General features: G+C 64.1%; 12 protein-coding genes and 1 pseudogene. 4 read left to right on the forward strand and 9 right to left on the reverse strand.

Annotation, left to right across the window (positions count from 1 at the left end):
• Nucleotides 1–54 precede the first annotated feature (54 nt).
• The 4 genes from GR328_RS11310 to GR328_RS11325 all read right to left on the reverse strand — a co-directional run bounded on the left by GR328_RS11310 (nt 55) and on the right by GR328_RS11325 (nt 7,977).
• Nucleotides 55–765 carry a glutathione S-transferase gene (locus GR328_RS11310; protein ID WP_160884657.1) on the reverse strand — a complete coding sequence of 237 codons (711 nt, stop codon included), beginning with the start codon at nt 763–765 and terminating at the stop codon, nt 55–57.
• A gap of 132 nt (nt 766–897) precedes the next feature.
• Nucleotides 898–3,156, reverse strand: a complete 2,259-nt coding sequence (locus GR328_RS11315; protein ID WP_160884628.1) for a calcium-binding protein — start codon at nt 3,154–3,156, stop codon at nt 898–900.
• Between the two features lie 489 nt (nt 3,157–3,645).
• Complete coding sequence (gene polA, locus GR328_RS11320; protein ID WP_160884629.1) at nt 3,646–6,693, reverse strand: DNA polymerase I; 3,048 nt, start codon at nt 6,691–6,693, stop codon at nt 3,646–3,648.
• A 75-nt stretch (nt 6,694–6,768) separates the two neighbouring features.
• Nucleotides 6,769–7,977 (reverse strand): ROK family transcriptional regulator, encoded by a 1,209-nt coding sequence (locus GR328_RS11325; protein ID WP_160884630.1) that lies wholly within the window; start codon nt 7,975–7,977, stop codon nt 6,769–6,771.
• Between the two features lie 223 nt (nt 7,978–8,200).
• Here GR328_RS11325 and xylF point away from each other — a divergent pair, with 223 nt between their 5' ends.
• From xylF to GR328_RS11340, 3 genes are all read left to right on the forward strand, one after another.
• On the forward strand, nt 8,201–9,247 hold the full coding sequence (xylF, locus tag GR328_RS11330; protein WP_160884631.1) for a D-xylose ABC transporter substrate-binding protein: 1,047 nt from the start codon (nt 8,201–8,203) through the stop codon (nt 9,245–9,247).
• 159 nt (nt 9,248–9,406) lie between these two features.
• A complete protein-coding gene (locus GR328_RS11335) occupies nt 9,407–10,705 on the forward strand; it encodes a sugar ABC transporter permease (RefSeq protein ID WP_160884632.1) in 1,299 nt (432 codons plus the stop codon).
• A 16-nt stretch (nt 10,706–10,721) separates the two neighbouring features.
• The gene (locus GR328_RS11340; protein WP_160884633.1) at nt 10,722–11,534 is read left to right on the forward strand and encodes an ATP-binding cassette domain-containing protein; all 813 of its coding nucleotides are present in this window, start codon (nt 10,722–10,724) and stop codon (nt 11,532–11,534) included.
• Between the two features lie 46 nt (nt 11,535–11,580).
• Here GR328_RS11340 and GR328_RS11345 read toward each other — a convergent pair whose 3' ends face one another.
• The 4 genes from GR328_RS11345 to GR328_RS11360 all read right to left on the reverse strand — a co-directional run bounded on the left by GR328_RS11345 (nt 11,581) and on the right by GR328_RS11360 (nt 15,900).
• Nucleotides 11,581–12,906: an AmpG family muropeptide MFS transporter gene (locus tag GR328_RS11345; protein WP_246215806.1), complete on the reverse strand. Its 1,326-nt coding sequence runs from the start codon at nt 12,904–12,906 to the stop codon at nt 11,581–11,583.
• A gap of 82 nt (nt 12,907–12,988) precedes the next feature.
• Nucleotides 12,989–13,687: a GDSL-type esterase/lipase family protein gene (locus GR328_RS11350; protein ID WP_160884634.1), complete on the reverse strand. Its 699-nt coding sequence runs from the start codon at nt 13,685–13,687 to the stop codon at nt 12,989–12,991.
• A gap of 56 nt (nt 13,688–13,743) precedes the next feature.
• Nucleotides 13,744–14,904, reverse strand: a complete 1,161-nt coding sequence (locus GR328_RS11355; protein WP_160884635.1) for an OpgC family protein — start codon at nt 14,902–14,904, stop codon at nt 13,744–13,746.
• A 150-nt stretch (nt 14,905–15,054) separates the two neighbouring features.
• A complete protein-coding gene (locus GR328_RS11360; protein WP_160884636.1) occupies nt 15,055–15,900 on the reverse strand; it encodes an SIR2 family protein in 846 nt (281 codons plus the stop codon).
• Nucleotides 15,901–16,045: 145 nt separating this feature from the next.
• Here GR328_RS11360 and GR328_RS11365 point away from each other — a divergent pair, with 145 nt between their 5' ends.
• Nucleotides 16,046–16,621, forward strand: coding sequence for an NUDIX domain-containing protein (locus GR328_RS11365; protein ID WP_343039355.1), 576 nt, complete (start codon nt 16,046–16,048; stop codon nt 16,619–16,621).
• A gap of 272 nt (nt 16,622–16,893) precedes the next feature.
• Here GR328_RS11365 and GR328_RS11370 read toward each other — a convergent pair.
• Nucleotides 16,894–17,030 (reverse strand): annotated as a pseudogene (locus GR328_RS11370) (S-formylglutathione hydrolase); the annotation flags it as partial.

Raw genomic sequence — 17,030 nt, forward strand, 5'->3', positions numbered from 1 at the left:
CGCGCCCGGGCCTAGATTGCGTCCGATTGTTTAACAGATCCTTGCCGAAGAAGGTTAACCGTCCAGTTCCGGGTAGTGCCGGAAGATTCCGTCCTCGCTGAAGGGGATCCGGCGCGGGCTCGCGAGATAAGCCTTGATGCGCGGCCGCCGGGCGACCGCCTCGCGCAGGGCCGCGACATGCGGTGCGTCCGCGAGCGCGCGTTTCGTGGCCTTCGGAAAGGCATAGGACAATCCTTCGACCACCTGGAACAGGGACAGGTCGGCATAGGTGAGCCCATTTCCGACGAGATGCGCCCCACCGGAGGGATTGCGGGCGAGGATCGTCTCGAACCAGTCCAGGAATTTCGGGATTCGGTTTTGGCGAAATTCGGCGGACCGCCGGAGCGCTTCCGCTTTCTGGTCCTCGTAATAGAGGCTCACCGCGATCGGATGATGCGTGTCGTGCGCTTCCGCGACGAAATCGGCGATGGTGAGCTGGACCTGGTGCGTCCACAATCCGGCCACCGGATCCTTCGGGGCGAGATCGTGCCGCGCACCGAGGTAGAGAAGGATCGCCGCCGTTTGGGCGATGATCGTCTCCCCGTCCTTCAGAAAGGGAGGTGCGAAGGGCGGATGCGCTGCATGCTCCATCATCCGCATCATCACGGCGACGCCTTCCGACTCCCGCGCCGCGTCGATGTAATCGGCGCCCGCTTCTTCCAGGGCGAGACGCACGAACTCGCCGCGTCCCTGGATCGTGGGCCAGTAGTAGAATTCATAGGCCATGGGCAGCTCCGGCTGGATTCCCGCGATCATGCGCGAGCGGCCCGATTCGTGAAACCCGTCTCCGTGGAACGGCACCAGGAAAAAGCGCCCCTTCCGGGGCGCCTCCCTTTCGACGGGGGAGCCGATACCGGCTCAGATGACGTAGAACTCGGCGTAGGTCATCTTGAGTCCCTTGGCGAGAGTGGCGATCAACACCTGCTTGGAGGCGCCGGTGCCGTCCGCATCGTAATAGAGATAGCCCTTGGCGGGATCGTAGATGATGCGGTCACTGGCATCGTGAGCCTTGGGGCCCTTCCAGAAGGCCGCGGAGGCAAGCTTCTTCGGGCTCGTCACCGAGCCGGAGCCCAGCTTGGTCAGGTACCTGTTGTCGAGATAGATCGAATCGTAGCTCACATTGTAATCGGCGAACTTGTCAAAGTTCGCCGAGGACAGCTTGGTGTCGAGCATGAAGATGTCCTTGCCCGATCCGCCGTAGAGCGTGTCCTTCCCCAATCCGCCGGAAATCTTGTTGGTGCCGGCATTGCCCTTGATAATGTTAGCCTGCGCGTTGCCGGTAAGGCTGATCGCGCTCGTGCCGGCGGCATAGAGCCTCTCGATGTAAGCGGACAGGGCGTAGCTGACGCTGGTATAGACCGTGTCCGCCGTGCCGCCGCTGGAGGCCTCTGCGGCCCTGTCGGACCTATTGTCGACATAATAGATATCGTTGCCCGTGCCGCCGACCATGAGGTCGGCGCCGGCGGCGCCGTACAGGATGTCATTGCCGGCGCCTCCGTTGAGCCTGTTGCCGGCGGCATTGCCGTACAGCTTATTGCTCGAGGTGTTGCCGGTGAGCGTGATCGCGCCGCTCCCGGTGGCGTAAAGATGCTCGACGTAGGCAGACAGGGTATAGGTGACGTCGGTGTAGACCCGGTCTGCCGTGCCGCCTGTAGCGGTCTCCGACACCTGATCGGAGGCGTTGTCGACATAGTAGATGTCGTTGCCGGATCCACCAATCATGACGTCCACATCCGCACCGCCATTCAGGCGGTCGTTCCCGGAACCACCCTCCAGCCTGTTGGCTCCGGCTCCGCCCGTCAGGGTGTCGTCGAACTTCGATCCGATGACGTTCTCGAAGCCGAGATAGGCGTCGCCCGCGGCGTCGCCCGCGGAACCGGATTCCGCACCGAGGTTGAGCGCAACGCCGCCAGTCGTCGTTCCCTTGAAGGTCAGCGTGTCGATGCCTCCGCTCCCGTTCAGGAAATCGCCGGTATGCTCGGAGGGAGCATAGACGTCGTTGTGGGCGGTCCCGATCACCGAGATGCTGGCGGTGCGCGCATCGACGATCGTCGTGGACGTCAGGCCGTTGCCGATCGTCCAGTCGTTCCAGGACAGGGCGAGGCGGCCGTCGGCCATTTCGGAAATCGCGGGTGTCTTCTGGGCGCCGAAACCGTCGGCGGCCGCTCTTGCATTCACCTTGAGGGCGGGCCCTGCGATGCCGTTCGCATCGACGACACGGACATAGACATCGCCCTGGTCGTTCGCGGCCGCATCCGCCGCGATAAAGGCGACCGCGAAGCCGCCGCCCTTCAGGGCGGTGACGCTGACGCAATCGAAATCCGAGTTCGGCTTGGTTCCCGCGATATCCACCGTGCCGAGGAACCCTCCACTTGCATCGTAGAGACGCGTCTCGACGCCCATTGCACCATTGTCGACGATGACGGCGAATGCCCCGCTCAGCGCCCCGGAGACGGGATCCTTCAGCGCCACGATGTCGCCTTTGACACCGGGGGCGACGGTCGTCGCGGGCCCAACCTGGTCGCCGTTGACGATGGAGAAGGTGATATTGCCGTCTGTGACATAGGAGACGACATGCGTCGTTCCTCCGAGCCAGGCGACATCCGGATCGCGGACCCCGGAGGCTGAGGAGACGCTCACGGCCGCGCCGAATTGCGTGCCGTCGGCGGCATGCTGAAGAAGCCTGATCGTGTTCGTTCCGGACACCTTTTCGACATAGGCCGTCGCCCAACCGTTCCGGTCGTTGGACGCCATCTGCGCCCCGTCCATTTGAACGCTCGCATTCTCCGTCAGAGCGCCGTTCGGGGATCCGTCGACATTGAAGGTCTGGCTCCGCATGAGCCGCCCGCCGGTTGCCAGTGTCTCAGTCCATGTGATGGCAAGAGCGCCGTCGGTGCCTATCGCAATGACATCGGCGAATTGCTGAAACAGGCTGGATGACGCGACGAATTGGACATTGCCGCTCTTGACGCCATTGCCGTCGTAGCGCTGAAACGCGATTGTGCTGTTCTCGCGCCAGGTCACCACGAAACCGCCGTTCGGCAGCATGGCGACGGCATCCCGGTCGGTGCCGGAAAGTCGGGCGGAGCTCTCCGCGCCCCAAATCTTGAACGTCATGTGGGTCTCCTGAAACGAAGGCTGTTCGGCTTGCCGCGAGGTGCTGAACGCCACGTTGGTCTGCTTCTCAGTGTTCGGGCGCTCGGTATGTCTGCGTCGGTGGAAAGACACTCGACGGATTGCGTAGGTCGTTGCGCACGCGGCCCGGGACACCGCGAGAACACGCGGCGGCAAGACCATCGGAGCAACTTGATGATGGGGTATAGGAGGTGGCTTCAGGGCCGCAACTCTCCGTTCAGAGAGGTGCGGCCGTAAGGAAGGGGATTCCCGTAACGGAAAAAGCCGCCTGATCCCGCCGTTGCCCTTGTATCGGAAGGACCCTTCTTCGTTGCAAGGAACGGATACGGCTCATGGGCAGGTGCGGCTCTGTGTGAAAGCACACGGTCCGCTTCTTGTGATGAGGATCAGATATTCCGTAAGGGTAGGGTCACGGATGACGGTTTGAACGATCGCCCTTCGGCGCAGCCGATACGCTGCGCCGTCAAAACGTCAATGCGCCTCGTCCCAGTTCTGCGCGGCGCGGGCTTCCACGGCGAGCGGGACCTTGAGGTTCACGGCCGGGAAGGGGGCTTCCGTCATCACTCGGGAGATCACCGGAAGCGTCGCCTCCACTTCGTCGTCGGGAGCCTCGAAGACGAGTTCGTCATGCACCTGCAGCAGCATGCGCGCGGACAGGCGCTCGGCCCTGAGCGCGTCCTCCATGCGGATCATGGCGCGGCGGATGATGTCGGCGGCCGTGCCCTGGATCGGCGCGTTGATGGCCTGGCGCTCCACGCCCGCGCGCTCGGAGGGATTGCTCGACCGGATCTGCGGGTAGTGGCACACGCGCCCGAAGAGCGTGGTCACATAGCCCTTCTCCTTGCAGGCCTTCTTCGTCTCGTCGATATAGGTGCGGATGCCCGGGAAGCGCTCGAAATACTGCTTGATGAAGGCGGAGGCTTCCGCGTTCGGAATGCCGAGGCGCGTGGCGAGGCCGAAGGCCGAGATGCCGTAGATGATGCCGAAATTGATGGTTTTCGCCTGACGGCGCAGATCCGGCGTCATCTGATCGAGTGACACGCCGAACATGGCGGAAGCGGTCGCGGCATGAATGTCCTGCCCCTTGGCAAAAGCGTCCTGCAATTGCGGGATGTCGGCGATATGGGCAAGGATGCGCAGCTCGATCTGGCTGTAATCGGCCGAGATGATCTTGTGCCCCGGCGGCGCGATGAAGGCGGTGCGGATCTTGCGTCCCGCTTCCGTGCGGATCGGGATGTTCTGCAGGTTCGGGTCGGACGAGGAGAGACGGCCCGTCGTCGTGGCCGCGAGGGAGAACGAGGTGTGCACCCGCTTGGTGTCGGGGTGCATGTGCTCCTGCAGGGTATCCGTGTAGGTGGATTTCAGCTTGGCGAGCTGGCGCCATTCGAGAATCTTCGCCGGCAGCTCGTGACCGGACTGGGCCAATTCCTCGAGCAGGGTCGCAGGCGTCGCCCATTGGCCGGACGGGGTCTTCTTCGCACCGGGCAGGCCCATCTTGCCGAAGAGGATGTCGCCGATCTGCTTCGGGGAGCCGAGGGCGAATTTCTCGCCCGCCATCTCGTGGATCTCGTCCTCGAGGCGCGCGAGCGTCTGCGAGAAGTCGCCGGACAGACGGCTCAGGATCTGCCGGTCCACGAGAATGCCGCGCATCTCCATGCGCGCGATCACGTCGACGAGCGGGCGCTCAAGGGTCTCATAGACCGTGGCGCGGTGCTCGGCGATCAGACGAGGCTTGAGGATCTGCCAGAGGCGCAGGGTGACGTCCGCGTCCTCCGCCGCGTAGGCCGTGGCCTTGGAGATGTCGACCTTGTCGAAGGTCAGCTTGTTCCGGCCCGTTCCGGCGACCTCCGAGAAGCTGATCGGCGCATGGCCGAGATGGCGACGGGACAATTCGTCCATCCCGTGCGAGCCCTTTCCTGCGTCGAGCACGTAGGAGATCAGCATCGTGTCGTCGATGGGGCGCACATCGATATTGTGGCGCTTGAACACGATCCAGTCGTATTTCAGGTTCTGCCCGATCTTGAGGACGGACGAATCCTCGAGCATCGGCCGGATCGCATCGAGCGCGTCCGTCACCGGAAGCTGGCCCTTCACGAGCCCGCCGCCGAAGAGATCGGACTCGTCGCGGTGCTGAAGCGGCACGTAGCAGGCCTTGCCGGGCTCCAGAGCCAGCGAGAAGCCCACGATATCGGCCCGATTGGCATCGAGGTCGCTCGTCTCCGTATCGACGGCGACATAGCCCTGTTCACGGGCCTGCGCGACCCATTCCTTCAGCCGGTCGAGACTGGTGACGGTCTCGTAGGACGACACGTCGAACGGAAGCGACGACGCTTCCGTCGCACGCTTCCCGGCCAATTGCGAAGGCGTGCCGACGCCCTCCACGGGTTTGCGGGCCGCGCCCGTTTCCGGCAGGTCGATGCCGGCGAAAGGATCGGCGTCACCTGCAACCGCCTCGCCCTTTTCGAAGAGCGGAGGTTCGTCATCCCTTCCCGCCATTCCACCGTTGCGCTCCCACCGGATCGCCTCGCCGCCGGGCATCAGGCGCGGGTCCGGCTCGATAGCGGCGGGATCGGCATCGTAGAGTTCCGCCACGCGGCGCGTGAGCGTGCTGAACTCCATCGCCTTGAGGAAGCCGATGAGCGTCTTGGGATCGGGTTCCGGCACGCGCAGATCGTCGAGGGGGACGGGCACCGGCGCGTCGCAGTCGAGCGTCACGAGCTTCTTGGAAAGCCGTGCGGCTTCCGCGTTGTTGATCAGCGTCTCGCGGCGCTTGGGCTGCTTGATCTCGCTCGCGCGCTCCAGCAGCGTTTCGAGATCGCCGTATTCCTTGATGAGCTGCGCCGCGGTCTTGAGGCCGATGCCCGGAACGCCCGGCACGTTGTCCGAGGTGTCGCCCATCAGGGCCAGCACGTCGCCGATCTTCTCCGGCGGGATGCCCTCCCACTTTTCCATCACCGCGGCCTCGTCGAGATTGCGCTCGGGCCGATAGCCGGGCCTGCCCTTGGAGCCGGATTCGAAGTCGTAGAAGCACACCTTGGGGCCGACGAGCTGCATCAGGTCCTTGTCGGAGGAGATGATGAGCACGTCCGCGCCGCGGGCCTTGGCCTGCTGCGTATAGGTGGCGATCAGGTCGTCCGCCTCGTAGCGCTGCAGTTCCACGGGCTCAAGGCCGAAGGCGCGGATCGCCTCGCGCATCAGCGGCATCTGAACCTTCAGGTCCTCCGGCGCATCGGGGCGGTGGCCCTTGTAATCCTCGTAGAGCTCCTTGCGGAACGAGCCCTCGGACTTGTCGAGCACGATGGCCAGATGCGTCGGCTTCAGACCCGCTGCCCCGTCGCGCATGAACTGCAGGAGCTTGCTCACGAACAGGCGCACGGCCCCCGTCGGCATGCCGTCCGAGCTGCGGGAATTGTACTTCTGGTCCTGGTTCATGGACTGGAAGTAGGCCCGGAAGATGAAGGAGGAGCCGTCGACGAGGAAAATATGGTCGCCGGCTTGGACGGAACGGGAAGAGGCCATGGGTCTCGTTCGTGGAGGAAATGGACCCCATACAGATAGTGGTTTCGCAGCCGCATGGCTACGTCCGGCATTCCGTTATGCAGCCTTCAGGCGCGCCAGATCGAGATCGAGCTCCCTGAGCGCCTGCATCACCACGCCTTCGGTGAGGAGGTCGAGGGACGATTCCACCACGTGGATAGCGGCGAGCGCCCTGAGTTCCGGAATGGTCTGTGATTCGAGGGCGGCCTCGAACGAGGGGCGCAAGAGGTCCATGGCCCGGGTGCCGGGGCCGCAGAGCACGATATGGTCCGGCTCCAGGGTCTGGATCAGGATGCTCACCGCGTCTCCCAGAACCTCGCCCGCTTCACGGAACAGGTTGAGCAGGGCGGGATCGCCCGACCGGGCCTGCCTCACCACGGCGTTCATGGCCTCTTCGCCCGGCAGAAGCAGGGTGGGGGCCGGGCGGTGGTCGATGAGCTGGGCATCCCGGTGCAGGGCGTAATCGGCGAGATAGGCCTCGATGCAGCCTCGCCCGCCGCAGCGGCATTGCGGACCGCTGCGGCGCAGGCGGACATGGCCGAATTCGCTGCCGCCGAACCGTGCGCCGCGATAGAGTTCCCCCTGGATCAGGAATCCCAGGCCGACGCCGTCGCCGACCATCAGGCAGGCGGTTCTTCCCGAGCGGAAATCCGGGTTGCGCTGGGCTATGGCGAAGGCCATGGCGCTGGCGTCGTTCTCGATCAGTACGGGTTTGCCGAGCCGCTCGCTCAGGCCCGCCGCGAGGGGCAGGTCGCGGGTGCCGAGCACCGGACTCCAGGCGACGACGCCGTCGCGGGTGTCCACATAGCCCTGGCAGGCAAGGCCAACGGCCTTCACGTCGGCGGCGCCGGTTACCCTGGCGAAGGTCGTGATGGTATCGTCCAGAACGTCCATCAACTCCTCGGCCCCGAGATTCCTCAGAGGGCGCTCGATGTGACGGCTCGCCCGGTTGCGGCCCGCGCTGTCCACCAGACGAAGCTCGATGCGGTTGAAGCCGGTCCAGACGCCGATCACGGAACCCAAAGATCCGGCGAAGAACAGGCGGACCTTGGGCCGTCCCCGGATCAGGCCCGTCCCCTGATCCGCCGCCTCTTCGGCGACGAGAATGCCCTCATCGAGGAGGCTGGCGGTCAGCTCGGAGACGCTCGCCGGGCTCATGCCGAGATGCTGCCCGATTTCCACCCGCGCCATGGGCCCCTCGCGGCGCAAGGCGTCCAGGAGACGGCGTCGGGCGGTTTCACGGGGGGAGAGGGGGAGCATGGACATGGAGGTTATTTATTCACGCAACGAATAAATCATCTCCGGTTAAAAAGGATATCCAACCAAATAATGAGAGCTTTGCGGCTTGAAGGCCGATCCGGGAGGGATAATTATTTCCCCGCTCGAAAAATAAAGCATGGCAGCGTGAGCCACGTCTGTCGATCTGCTCGGGAAAGACAACCTGCCATGAGCACAGGGCCGAGAGGGAACATGGCCCAGGAGGAAACCAATGGTATCGAAGAAGCACGCTCTCATCAGCCTTGCCGCCTTGGCCCTTTCGGCTGGCGCGGCTTTTGCCCAGGGCGATGGCCCGGTTGTCGGCGTCAGCTGGTCGAACTTCCAGGAAGAGCGCTGGAAGACCGATGAAGCCGCGATCAAGGCGGCCATCGAGAAGGCTGGCGGCACCTATGTGTCAGCAGATGCCCAATCCTCGCCCGCCAAGCAGCTCACAGACATTGAAAGCCTGATCGCGCGCGGCGCCAAGGCGCTGATCGTGCTCGCCCAGGATGCGGATGCGGTGCGCCCGGCAGTCGAGAAGGCCGTGGCCGAGGGCATTCCGGTCGTGGGCTACGACCGCCTCATCGAAATCCCGCAGGCCTTCTATCTCACCTTCGACAACGTGGAGGTAGGCCGCCTGCAGGCGCGCGAAGTGTTCAAGGTGAAGCCCGAGGGCAACTACGTATTCATCAAGGGCTCGGGCTCCGATCCGAACGCCAACTTCCTGTTCCAGGGCGCGATGGAAGTGCTCAAACCCGCCATGGACGCGGGCAAGATCAAAAACGTGGGCGAAGCCTATACGGACGGTTGGCTCCCGGCCAACGCGCAGCGGAACATGGAGCAATTCCTCACCAAGAACAACAACAAGGTCGATGCAGTGGTCGCCGCCAATGACGGCACCGCGGGCGGCGCCATCGCGGCGCTCGCCGCTCAGGGCCTCGCGGGTTCCGTGCCTGTCTCGGGCCAGGACGCCGACAAGGCCGCTCTCAATCGCGTCGCCCTCGGCACGCAGACCGTGACCGTGTTCAAGGATGCCCGCGAACTCGGCCGGAATGCGGCCGAAATCGCGCTGCAGCTCGCCGGCGGCAAGAAGCTCACCGAGATCCAGGGCGCGAAGCCCTGGAACCTGGGGCCGAAGAAGCAGAACATGACGGCGCTCTTCCTCACGCCCGTCGCGATCACGAAGGACAACCTCGACGTGGTCATCAATGCGGGCTGGGCCTCGAAGGAGGTCGTCTGCCAGGGCGTGAAGGCAGGCACCGTGAAGGCCTGCGACTAGGCTCGCAGCACCCTCGTCGCTGCCTCCGCGCCATCCCCGGCTGGAGGCAGCGAAGCCGCTGGATGGAGGGGAGGGAATCCGTCGGCGTTGCATGATGGGTCCTCTTCTCTCGATCGCTCAGCCTTGAAATGACCTTTCATCGATCATTTGCGTGACGCCATGAACGCACCCGTTGCCACAACCGCGCCGCCACCGAGCACCGCTTCCGGCTCGCTTCTCTCGAAGCTCGAGATCGATGTCCGCATGCTCGGCATGCTGGCAGCCCTCGCCGTGATCTGGATCGGGTTCGATCTCCTGTCGGGCGGCGTCTTTCTCACGCCGCGCAATCTCTGGAACCTGTCGGTGCAGACCGCCTCCGTCGCGATCATGGCGACGGGCATGGTGCTCGTGATCGTCACCCGCAACATCGACCTTTCGGTAGGCGCGATCCTGGGAGTCGTCGGCATGATCGTCGGCGTCGCGCAGGTGCAGTGGCTGCCTGCCTATCTCGGCCTCGAGCATCCGCTCACCGCGCCTCTCGTGGTTCTGCTCGCGCTCCTCGTCGGCGGATCCATCGGTCTGTTTCAGGGCTGGCTCATCGCCTATCTCGGCATTCCGTCCTTCATCGTCACCCTCGGCGGCCTGCTCGTCTGGCGCGGTGCCGCCTGGTGGGTGACGGCGGGCCAGACCGTTGCGCCCATGGACGGTCGCTTCAAGGCCTTCGGCGGCGGCGTCGAGGGTGCGCTCGGCGCGACGGCCACCTGGATCATCGCGGCCGTCGCCTGCGGCCTCATCGTCGTGGGACTCGGCCTGTCCCGCCGCCGCCGCCTGAGCTTCGGCTTCCCGGTGCGCCCGGGCTGGGCGGACGCGGTGATCGCCATTGTCGCCTGCGGCGCGGTGCTGTCGGCCGCCGCCATCGCCAACGCCTATCCCCTGCCCGTGGGAACGGCCCGCAATTGGGCGGAGGCCAACGGCATTCCATGGCCGGAGGGCGGCCTGTTCATTCCGCACGGTGTGGCGCTGCCGGTGCTGATCGCGGTCATGGTCGGCCTCGCCATGACTTTCATCGCCACGCGCCGCCGCTTCGGTCGCTATGTATTCGCCATCGGTGGCAATCCGGAAGCGGCGGAGCTGTCAGGCATCAACACGCGCTGGGCGCTGATGAAGGTGTTCGGCCTCATGGGCCTGCTCTGCGGCATCTCCGCCTGCATCTCCACAGCGCGCCTCAACGCTGCCACCAACGCCGCGGGCACCCTCGACGAGCTTTACGTGATCGCCTCCGCCGTGATCGGCGGCACCTCGCTCGCGGGCGGCATCGGCACCATCGCGGGTGCGATGCTCGGCGCCCTTGTCATGCAGTCGCTGCAATCGGGCATGGTGCTGCTTGGCGTCGATACGCCCCTGCAGAACATCGTCGTCGGCGCGGTGCTCGTGCTGGCGGTGTGGGTGGACGGCCTCTATCGCCGCCGCATCAAGTAAGGGGGAGGGGCGTATCATGCAAGCCAACGGAACGACGCCTCTCGTCGAGATGCGCAACATCTCCATCGCCTTCGGCGGCATCAAGGCGGTAGACGATGTATCCATCGATCTGCGCCCCGGCGAGGTGGTTGGCCTACTCGGCCACAACGGCGCGGGCAAGTCGACGCTCATCAAGATTCTCTCCGGCGCCTACAAGCCGGATGCGGGCGAGATCTACGTGAACGGCGAGCGTGCCGATATCTCCACGCCGCGCGACGCCAAGCGCTACGGCATCGAGACGATCTACCAGACGCTGGCGCTCGCCGACAACATCGACGCGGCGGGCAACATCTTCCTCGGCCGCGAAGTGCTGACCCCTTACGGCACCCTCGACGATGCCGCGATGGAAGCCGAGACCCGCAAGGTGATGGCGCGCCTCAATCCGCATTTCCGCCGCTTCAAGGAGCCGGTGAAGGCGCTGTCCGGCGGGCAGAGGCAATCGGTGGCCATCGCGAGAGCGATCTATTTCAACGCGCGGGTGCTGATCATGGACGAGCCCACCGCCGCGCTCGGCCCGGCCGAGACGCAGCAGGTGGCGGATCTTGTGCTGCAGTTGAAGAAGGAGGGCATCGGCATCTTCCTCATCAGCCACGACATCCATGACGTGTTCGGCCTCGCCGATCGCGTGAGCGTGATGAAGAACGGCAAACTGGTGGGCTCCGCCAGCGTGCAGGACGTCACGCAGGACGAGGTGCTCGGCATGATCATCCTGGGCAAGTGCCCGCCCGGCGCGACACCGGGGCCGGGAGCGGACCGAACATCCCATCCGGAAGAGCGCAGCGGTTCATGAAAGCGGGATCACCGGAACGAGGCCGGTGATGACGAGGAGTTGGTGTTCAAGCCCGTGATCCCACGGCCACGGATGCGGAATCCATGCGTGCCTCCGCCTCCTCCTTCTGCCGCACCGTTTCCACCGTATCCCGCCGCACGACGAGGCAGAGGATCGCGAGGGGAATGCCGAGCGCTGCCGTGCCGGTGAAGAGCAGCGGATAGCCGTAAGAATCCACGATCGCGCCGGATGCGCCGCCGATCAGCTTTCCGGGCAGTGCATAGAGCGAGCTGAGGAGCGCATATTGGGTGGCTGCGAAGCCCGGCGAGGTGAGGCCCGACATGTAGGCCACCAGGGCTGCGCCCGCGAACCCTTGCGCGAAATTATCGATGCTGATGGTGAGCGTCAGCCCCGTGAGAGTGGCGTTGCCCGCGGCGAGCCAGGAGAACATCACGTTCGACCCGGCAGCGAGGCTCGCCCCGATCAGCAGGGTCCACCAGAGTCCGAGGCGCGTCAGCGCGAGGCCGCCGCCGAAGGCGCCGACGATGCCGATCCACACGCCGTAGAGCTTCGAGATGCTGGCGATGTCGGCCTTGCTGAAGCCCAGGTCGATATAGAGCGGGTTCGCCATGATGCCCGCCATGAAATCCGGCAGGCGGTAGCAGGCCACGAGCGCCAGGATCGGGATCAGCATCATTCGTTTGCGCTGGAAGAGATCGGCGATGGGCTCGGCGATGGCCTGGGAGAAGGGGGGATTCTGGCGGACCCGAACCTCGTCGATGCGCGGCGCGAGCAGGGTGCCCACGAGACCCACCCCCATGAGGGTGGTCATGGACAGATAGGCGGCAGGCCAGTTCACGAGCTCGGCGATGTAGAGTGCGCCCGCGCCCGCGCAGAGCAGCGCCAGGCGGTAGCCGAGCTGGAGGCTCGCCGCCATCATGCCCTGGCGCTCGGTGGGCGCCGCGTCGATGCGCCAGCCGTCGATCACCACGTCCTGCGTGGCGGAGAAGAAGGCGATCATCACCGCCGAGGCGATGGTGAGGGGCAGGCTGACCGTCGGCCCGGTCACGGCCATGCTCAGAAGAGCGGCCATCACGCCGAGTTGCGCCAGAGCCATCCACCCGCGGCGGCGGCCGAGAAGACGGGCGAGAACCGGCACGTCGTAGCGGTCCACGACGGGCGCCCACAGGAACTTGAGGGAGTAGGCCAGGCCCACCCAGCTCATCAGGCCGATGACCGTGAGCGAAATGCCCGCCTCCCGCAGCCAAGTCGAGAGCGTGCTGAAGACGAGCAGGAAAGGCAGGCCCGAGGAGAACCCCAAAGGCAGCATGAGCGCGATGCGCCCGTCGGTCAGAACATCTTTGAGCGAGAGACGGCGTTTGGCTTGGACCATGGACGGCTCGATTGTGTTGCGGCGGAAGCGGTCGTTAGGGCAACGCGCCAGCAAACGCTGACGCGCGGGCCCCGCGGAGGCGTTAACGCGCCTTGGCGACTTGGTTCGAGGTGACCTGCCCGGAGTGGCGAGCAGGGGATACCAGGGATTGGATCGCCTCTGCCACCTGGTCGGCAAGGCAATCGTATCCCTTGTCGCTCATGTGAAAACCATCGCCCGAGAGCATGGAGCGCAGCTCCTCGGGCGATTGGCTGTTCCAATCCAGCATGAGGGCATACCGGGAAAAGACGGCAACCTTCCGTTCACGCGCCAGGGTGCCCACCATTCCGACGAACCGCTCGTAGCGGCCCAGGTTGCGGATGGTGGGGAAGTACTGCTGATCGAGGAGCATCAGGCTGGCTCCGCTTGCCCTCACTGACGCGATTCCCCGTTCCAGGATGGCCCGGAAGTCCTCTTCACTCACACCCTTGATGGCATCGTTGGTGCCCACTTGCCAGATCACGAGATCGAAGCTCTGCGCCTTGAGCGCGGCTTCGAGCCTCTCAAGGGTTTGGGCGCCGGTCTCACCGCCCTTGCCCGCATTGACGACGGTGACGCCGCTCTTCCAGTCCTCGCGCAACTCGTCTTCGAGCTGGGCGGGATAGGAATGCTCGGGGGAGGAGGCGCCGATGCCTTCCGTCGAGGAGGAGCCGATGGCGAGGACACGGACAGGCTCGCGGCGGGCGAGCTTGGCGCCGACCGTCGTGGCCGCTTCGTGCGCCGTGAAGATCTGGCGGGTCACATCGCAATCGCCATTGCTCGAAGATGCCGCCGCCGGCGGGCCGAACAACACGGGACTTAAGGCGAGAGCCGCCCCGATGATGACGATAGTCCGAGCCCCTTCGCCTGCCCTTGTTGGCGGGCGGACAGGTTGTTTTTGTTCCATTCGAGATATCGCGCCAGTGCCAGAAGACCAATGATACCCAGAAGCGTGAATACCATGCCGATGATCTGCGGACTAGCGGAGGATTTGACGGCGGCCAGCGTCATGACGACTTGCCCCAGCGCGCTCAACAACGATCCTACGGCAAAGATCGTGAGGCTGTGCTGTCCAAGCCGGACCAGGTCCGGTCCAAGGAGCGTCGTTTTCAGAACGGCTCCGATCCGGAACTGCGTCAGCAGATAGGCCAAAGCCAGGAAGTGGATGATCCGGGCCAAGCCGAGATCTTGCTTCACGAGATCGAGCTTGGCGAAGGCGATTTCCTGAAGCCAAGGGAACAGGCCGAAGCCGGCGGTCCGCGCGACGAACGAGAGGGTCACGATCGCCAGAGCAGCGATGGCAAGGAGCCGATTGTAGGGAACGGGACTCGCCAGGACCAGAATGCCGGTCACGATTCCGCCCGTGAACAGGAATTGCCATGCGAAGGGGTTGAAGAACCAGGTACCGGGCTCCGGCCAGCTGTGCAGGGTCGCGATGCCCATGCGGGCCAGAATATAAACCGCGCCGGATACGAGAAGGGCAAGCCCCACATGCACCCGCGCAAGGACGAGCGCCACGGGAGCCCAGAACATGAGGGCGATGTAGAGCGGGAGGATATTGAAATAGCCGAGCTGGTGGCCGAGCAGGATGATGCCGGTGACACCTTTGGCCGTATCGCCGAAGACGGCGCTGCGCCCGTGTTCCTCAATGAGTCCGATCTCCTCGCTCAGCTCGTAGCCGACCGAAAAGAGAACGATCGCCCCGGCCGTCAAGGCCAGGTGCACCCGATAGAGTTTGAAGGCGCGCTGCAGGCATTGCGCCACGACGCTGAACAGGTCGCCTTGAGGCAGGCGTGGTCCGTAAACCAGTGCGATCGACATGCCAGAGATGAAGATGAAGGCCTCCGTGGAATCGGAGAAGCCGTAATTGCGCGGTGTGATGTGCTCGATGAGGTTGCCCGGGATGTGATTGACGAAGATGATCAGGAGGACGAGGCCTCGCCAGAAATCAATCGTCGTATTCCGAATCGAAGCTGCCATCGACCTGCTCTTCCATCCATCAGCTGTTCTGAAACGCCAAGCTGGCAAATGGGGGTGCCTCGGCACATCGCAAAGGACGATGCCGTCGAACGCATCTATGAACGATTCGAATCTGTCACTGAGGCAATGGAGGATCGAATTACAAAAAGTTCATGGCCGCGGCAACTCGAGATGGCGCGCCTCATCAGCTTTCTCGACCGACGCGCAGAGCTTCGTCAGGAAGACCTCGAGGGCTTTCTCCGGCGGACAGTCCTTTTCCGTGAGCACCCTGAGCCCCCATTGCTCCAGAACCGCCTGCTCCACCGGATTTGAGCGCAACATGAAGACGTAGGATTGCGGCCGGTCGCGCTCGTAGCCCGATCCGTTCCAGGTTTTCCAGAGCCGGTGCATGAGAAACCGGATGTTGAGGTCCGTCATGCTGTAGCCGATGAACAGTATGGTCTTGCCGAGAGAATCCGAGCGGAACTTGATGTCGAGCGGGGACTCGAAGGATAGGCGGTCGAGATAATCGGTCTCGGCGATCACGATCGAACCGTCGTCGTCGAAATCGCCGTGGTACTTCACGATCTGCGGCACGCCCTCGCGAATGCGGGCGATATCCTTGGCGTTGACGATCTTCACGTAGTCCTTGCCGTGGAGATCGAAGGCGGTCTCCAGGTTCCGGTCGAAATTGGTCGTGTAGATGATCGGAAAGTCGAGCTTGGAAATAAGCTCGTGGACCTTCGAGGCCTTGAGCTTCTCCTCGGGAAGCGTCCAGTGCCGGTCCATCCAGCTGCGCAGGGGGCCGATGCTGCCCTGCCTGATCCGGTAATATTCGGCAAGCGTCAGGTAGTTCAGCTCGCCCTCTCTGAAACTGGACGTATCAAGATCGAGCTCTTCTGCCACATGCTCGATGAGCGTGCTCCAGGAGGGCAGCCCCACGGTCATCGATACTCCGGCTCCGGCGAAAAGGATGGCCTGTCGTTTCCGGATGGCCCCGACCAGATCTTGCAGCACATGAACACTCCTCGTGACAGAACTCCTGTCCATAACGTCCGAAGCGGGCTCTCGGGCTCAAAGAAGATGGATAACGTGGGCGTTCCAGTTGTTGTCTTCAGGCATTGTCCTGGAGAATCAGATTTCAGCCATAAAGGAAGCCGACGTGACCGCCTATCGAATCAAGCAGATTGACACCGTCTACGAGGGATGGCGCAAGCTCCTGAACCTGACGGTTCAGATGCCGGACGGACGGACCATGATCCGCGAGATCCTCAACAGCGGGGATGCCGCTGCCGTGCTGCCTTATGACGTGGAGAGGCGAAAAGTCATCCTCGTCCGGCAGTTTCGCGCGCCCGTCATGCATCGCGAAGGGCACCCGGATTTTCTCGAAGCGATCGCGGGGCTTCTCGACGAGGACGAGCCCGAGACCTGCGCCCGCCGCGAGAGCATGGAGGAGGCGGGTCTGCGCGTGGTGCGCTTGGAGCCCCTGGGACGATTCTGGTCCGCGCCCGGAGCCACGACGGAGCGGCTGCACCTCTTCCTCGCGCCCTATACGGAGGCGGACCGGATCGCCGAAGGCGGCGGCTTGGCCGACGAGCACGAGGAGATCGAGGTGCTGGAGGTCGGCTTTGACGACGTCGTGGACTTCATCGCCGATAACACGATCGCCGACATGAAGACCATGGTGCTCGTGCAGGCGCTGCAATTGCGGCACCCGCGTGCTTTCGGCAGGGATTAAGGGCGTCCGGCAACGCCGCTATGGGCCGCATCATGAGAAATTTGCTCTCATGATGCGGCCCATTTTTCTCCCCCTCGCGGCGAGGGGTGAGGGACCGAGGCGCAAAGTCAGGGCGCCACGCCAATTCCGGACTGCACGGCAGCCCTCCATGTCAGGGCCGGGCCTGTCCCGGCCATCTCACCCTCACTCTTCTGTCCCTGCCTTAAGGGGAAGAGGAAAGCGGGGCACGCCACCGATGAGCAGACGCTCAGGGAGGGGCCGATCGGACACTTCTAGCCGAGGCGCGTGGCGTGCCAGCGGAGGTGGTCCTCGATGAAGGTTGCGATGAAGAAGTAGGAATGGTCGTAGCCGTCCTGGCGGCGCAGGGTGAGGGGCTGGCCGGCTCTTGCGCAGGCCTCCTCCAGAAGCT

The sequence above is a fragment of the Microvirga makkahensis genome, from assembly GCF_009830105.1.
Classification (GTDB): Bacteria; Pseudomonadota; Alphaproteobacteria; order Rhizobiales; family Beijerinckiaceae; genus Microvirga; species Microvirga makkahensis.

Excerpts from the sequence above, each read along its gene's own strand:
- GR328_RS11310 (WP_160884657.1), bottom strand. The coding sequence starts at position 765 with ATGGCCTATGAATTCTACTACTGGCCCACGATCCAGGGACGCGGCGAG.
- xylF (WP_160884631.1), top strand. The coding sequence starts at position 8,201 with ATGGTATCGAAGAAGCACGCTCTCATCAGCCTTGCCGCCTTGGCCCTT.
- GR328_RS11325 (WP_160884630.1), bottom strand. The coding sequence starts at position 7,977 with ATGTCCATGCTCCCCCTCTCCCCCCGTGAAACCGCCCGACGCCGTCTC.
- polA (WP_160884629.1), bottom strand. The coding sequence starts at position 6,693 with ATGGCCTCTTCCCGTTCCGTCCAAGCCGGCGACCATATTTTCCTCGTC.
- GR328_RS11335 (WP_160884632.1), top strand. The coding sequence starts at position 9,407 with ATGAACGCACCCGTTGCCACAACCGCGCCGCCACCGAGCACCGCTTCC.
- GR328_RS11355 (WP_160884635.1), bottom strand. The coding sequence starts at position 14,904 with ATGGCAGCTTCGATTCGGAATACGACGATTGATTTCTGGCGAGGCCTC.
- GR328_RS11345 (WP_246215806.1), bottom strand. The coding sequence starts at position 12,906 with ATGGTCCAAGCCAAACGCCGTCTCTCGCTCAAAGATGTTCTGACCGAC.
- GR328_RS11315 (WP_160884628.1), bottom strand. The coding sequence starts at position 3,156 with ATGACGTTCAAGATTTGGGGCGCGGAGAGCTCCGCCCGACTTTCCGGC.
- GR328_RS11340 (WP_160884633.1), top strand. The coding sequence starts at position 10,722 with ATGCAAGCCAACGGAACGACGCCTCTCGTCGAGATGCGCAACATCTCC.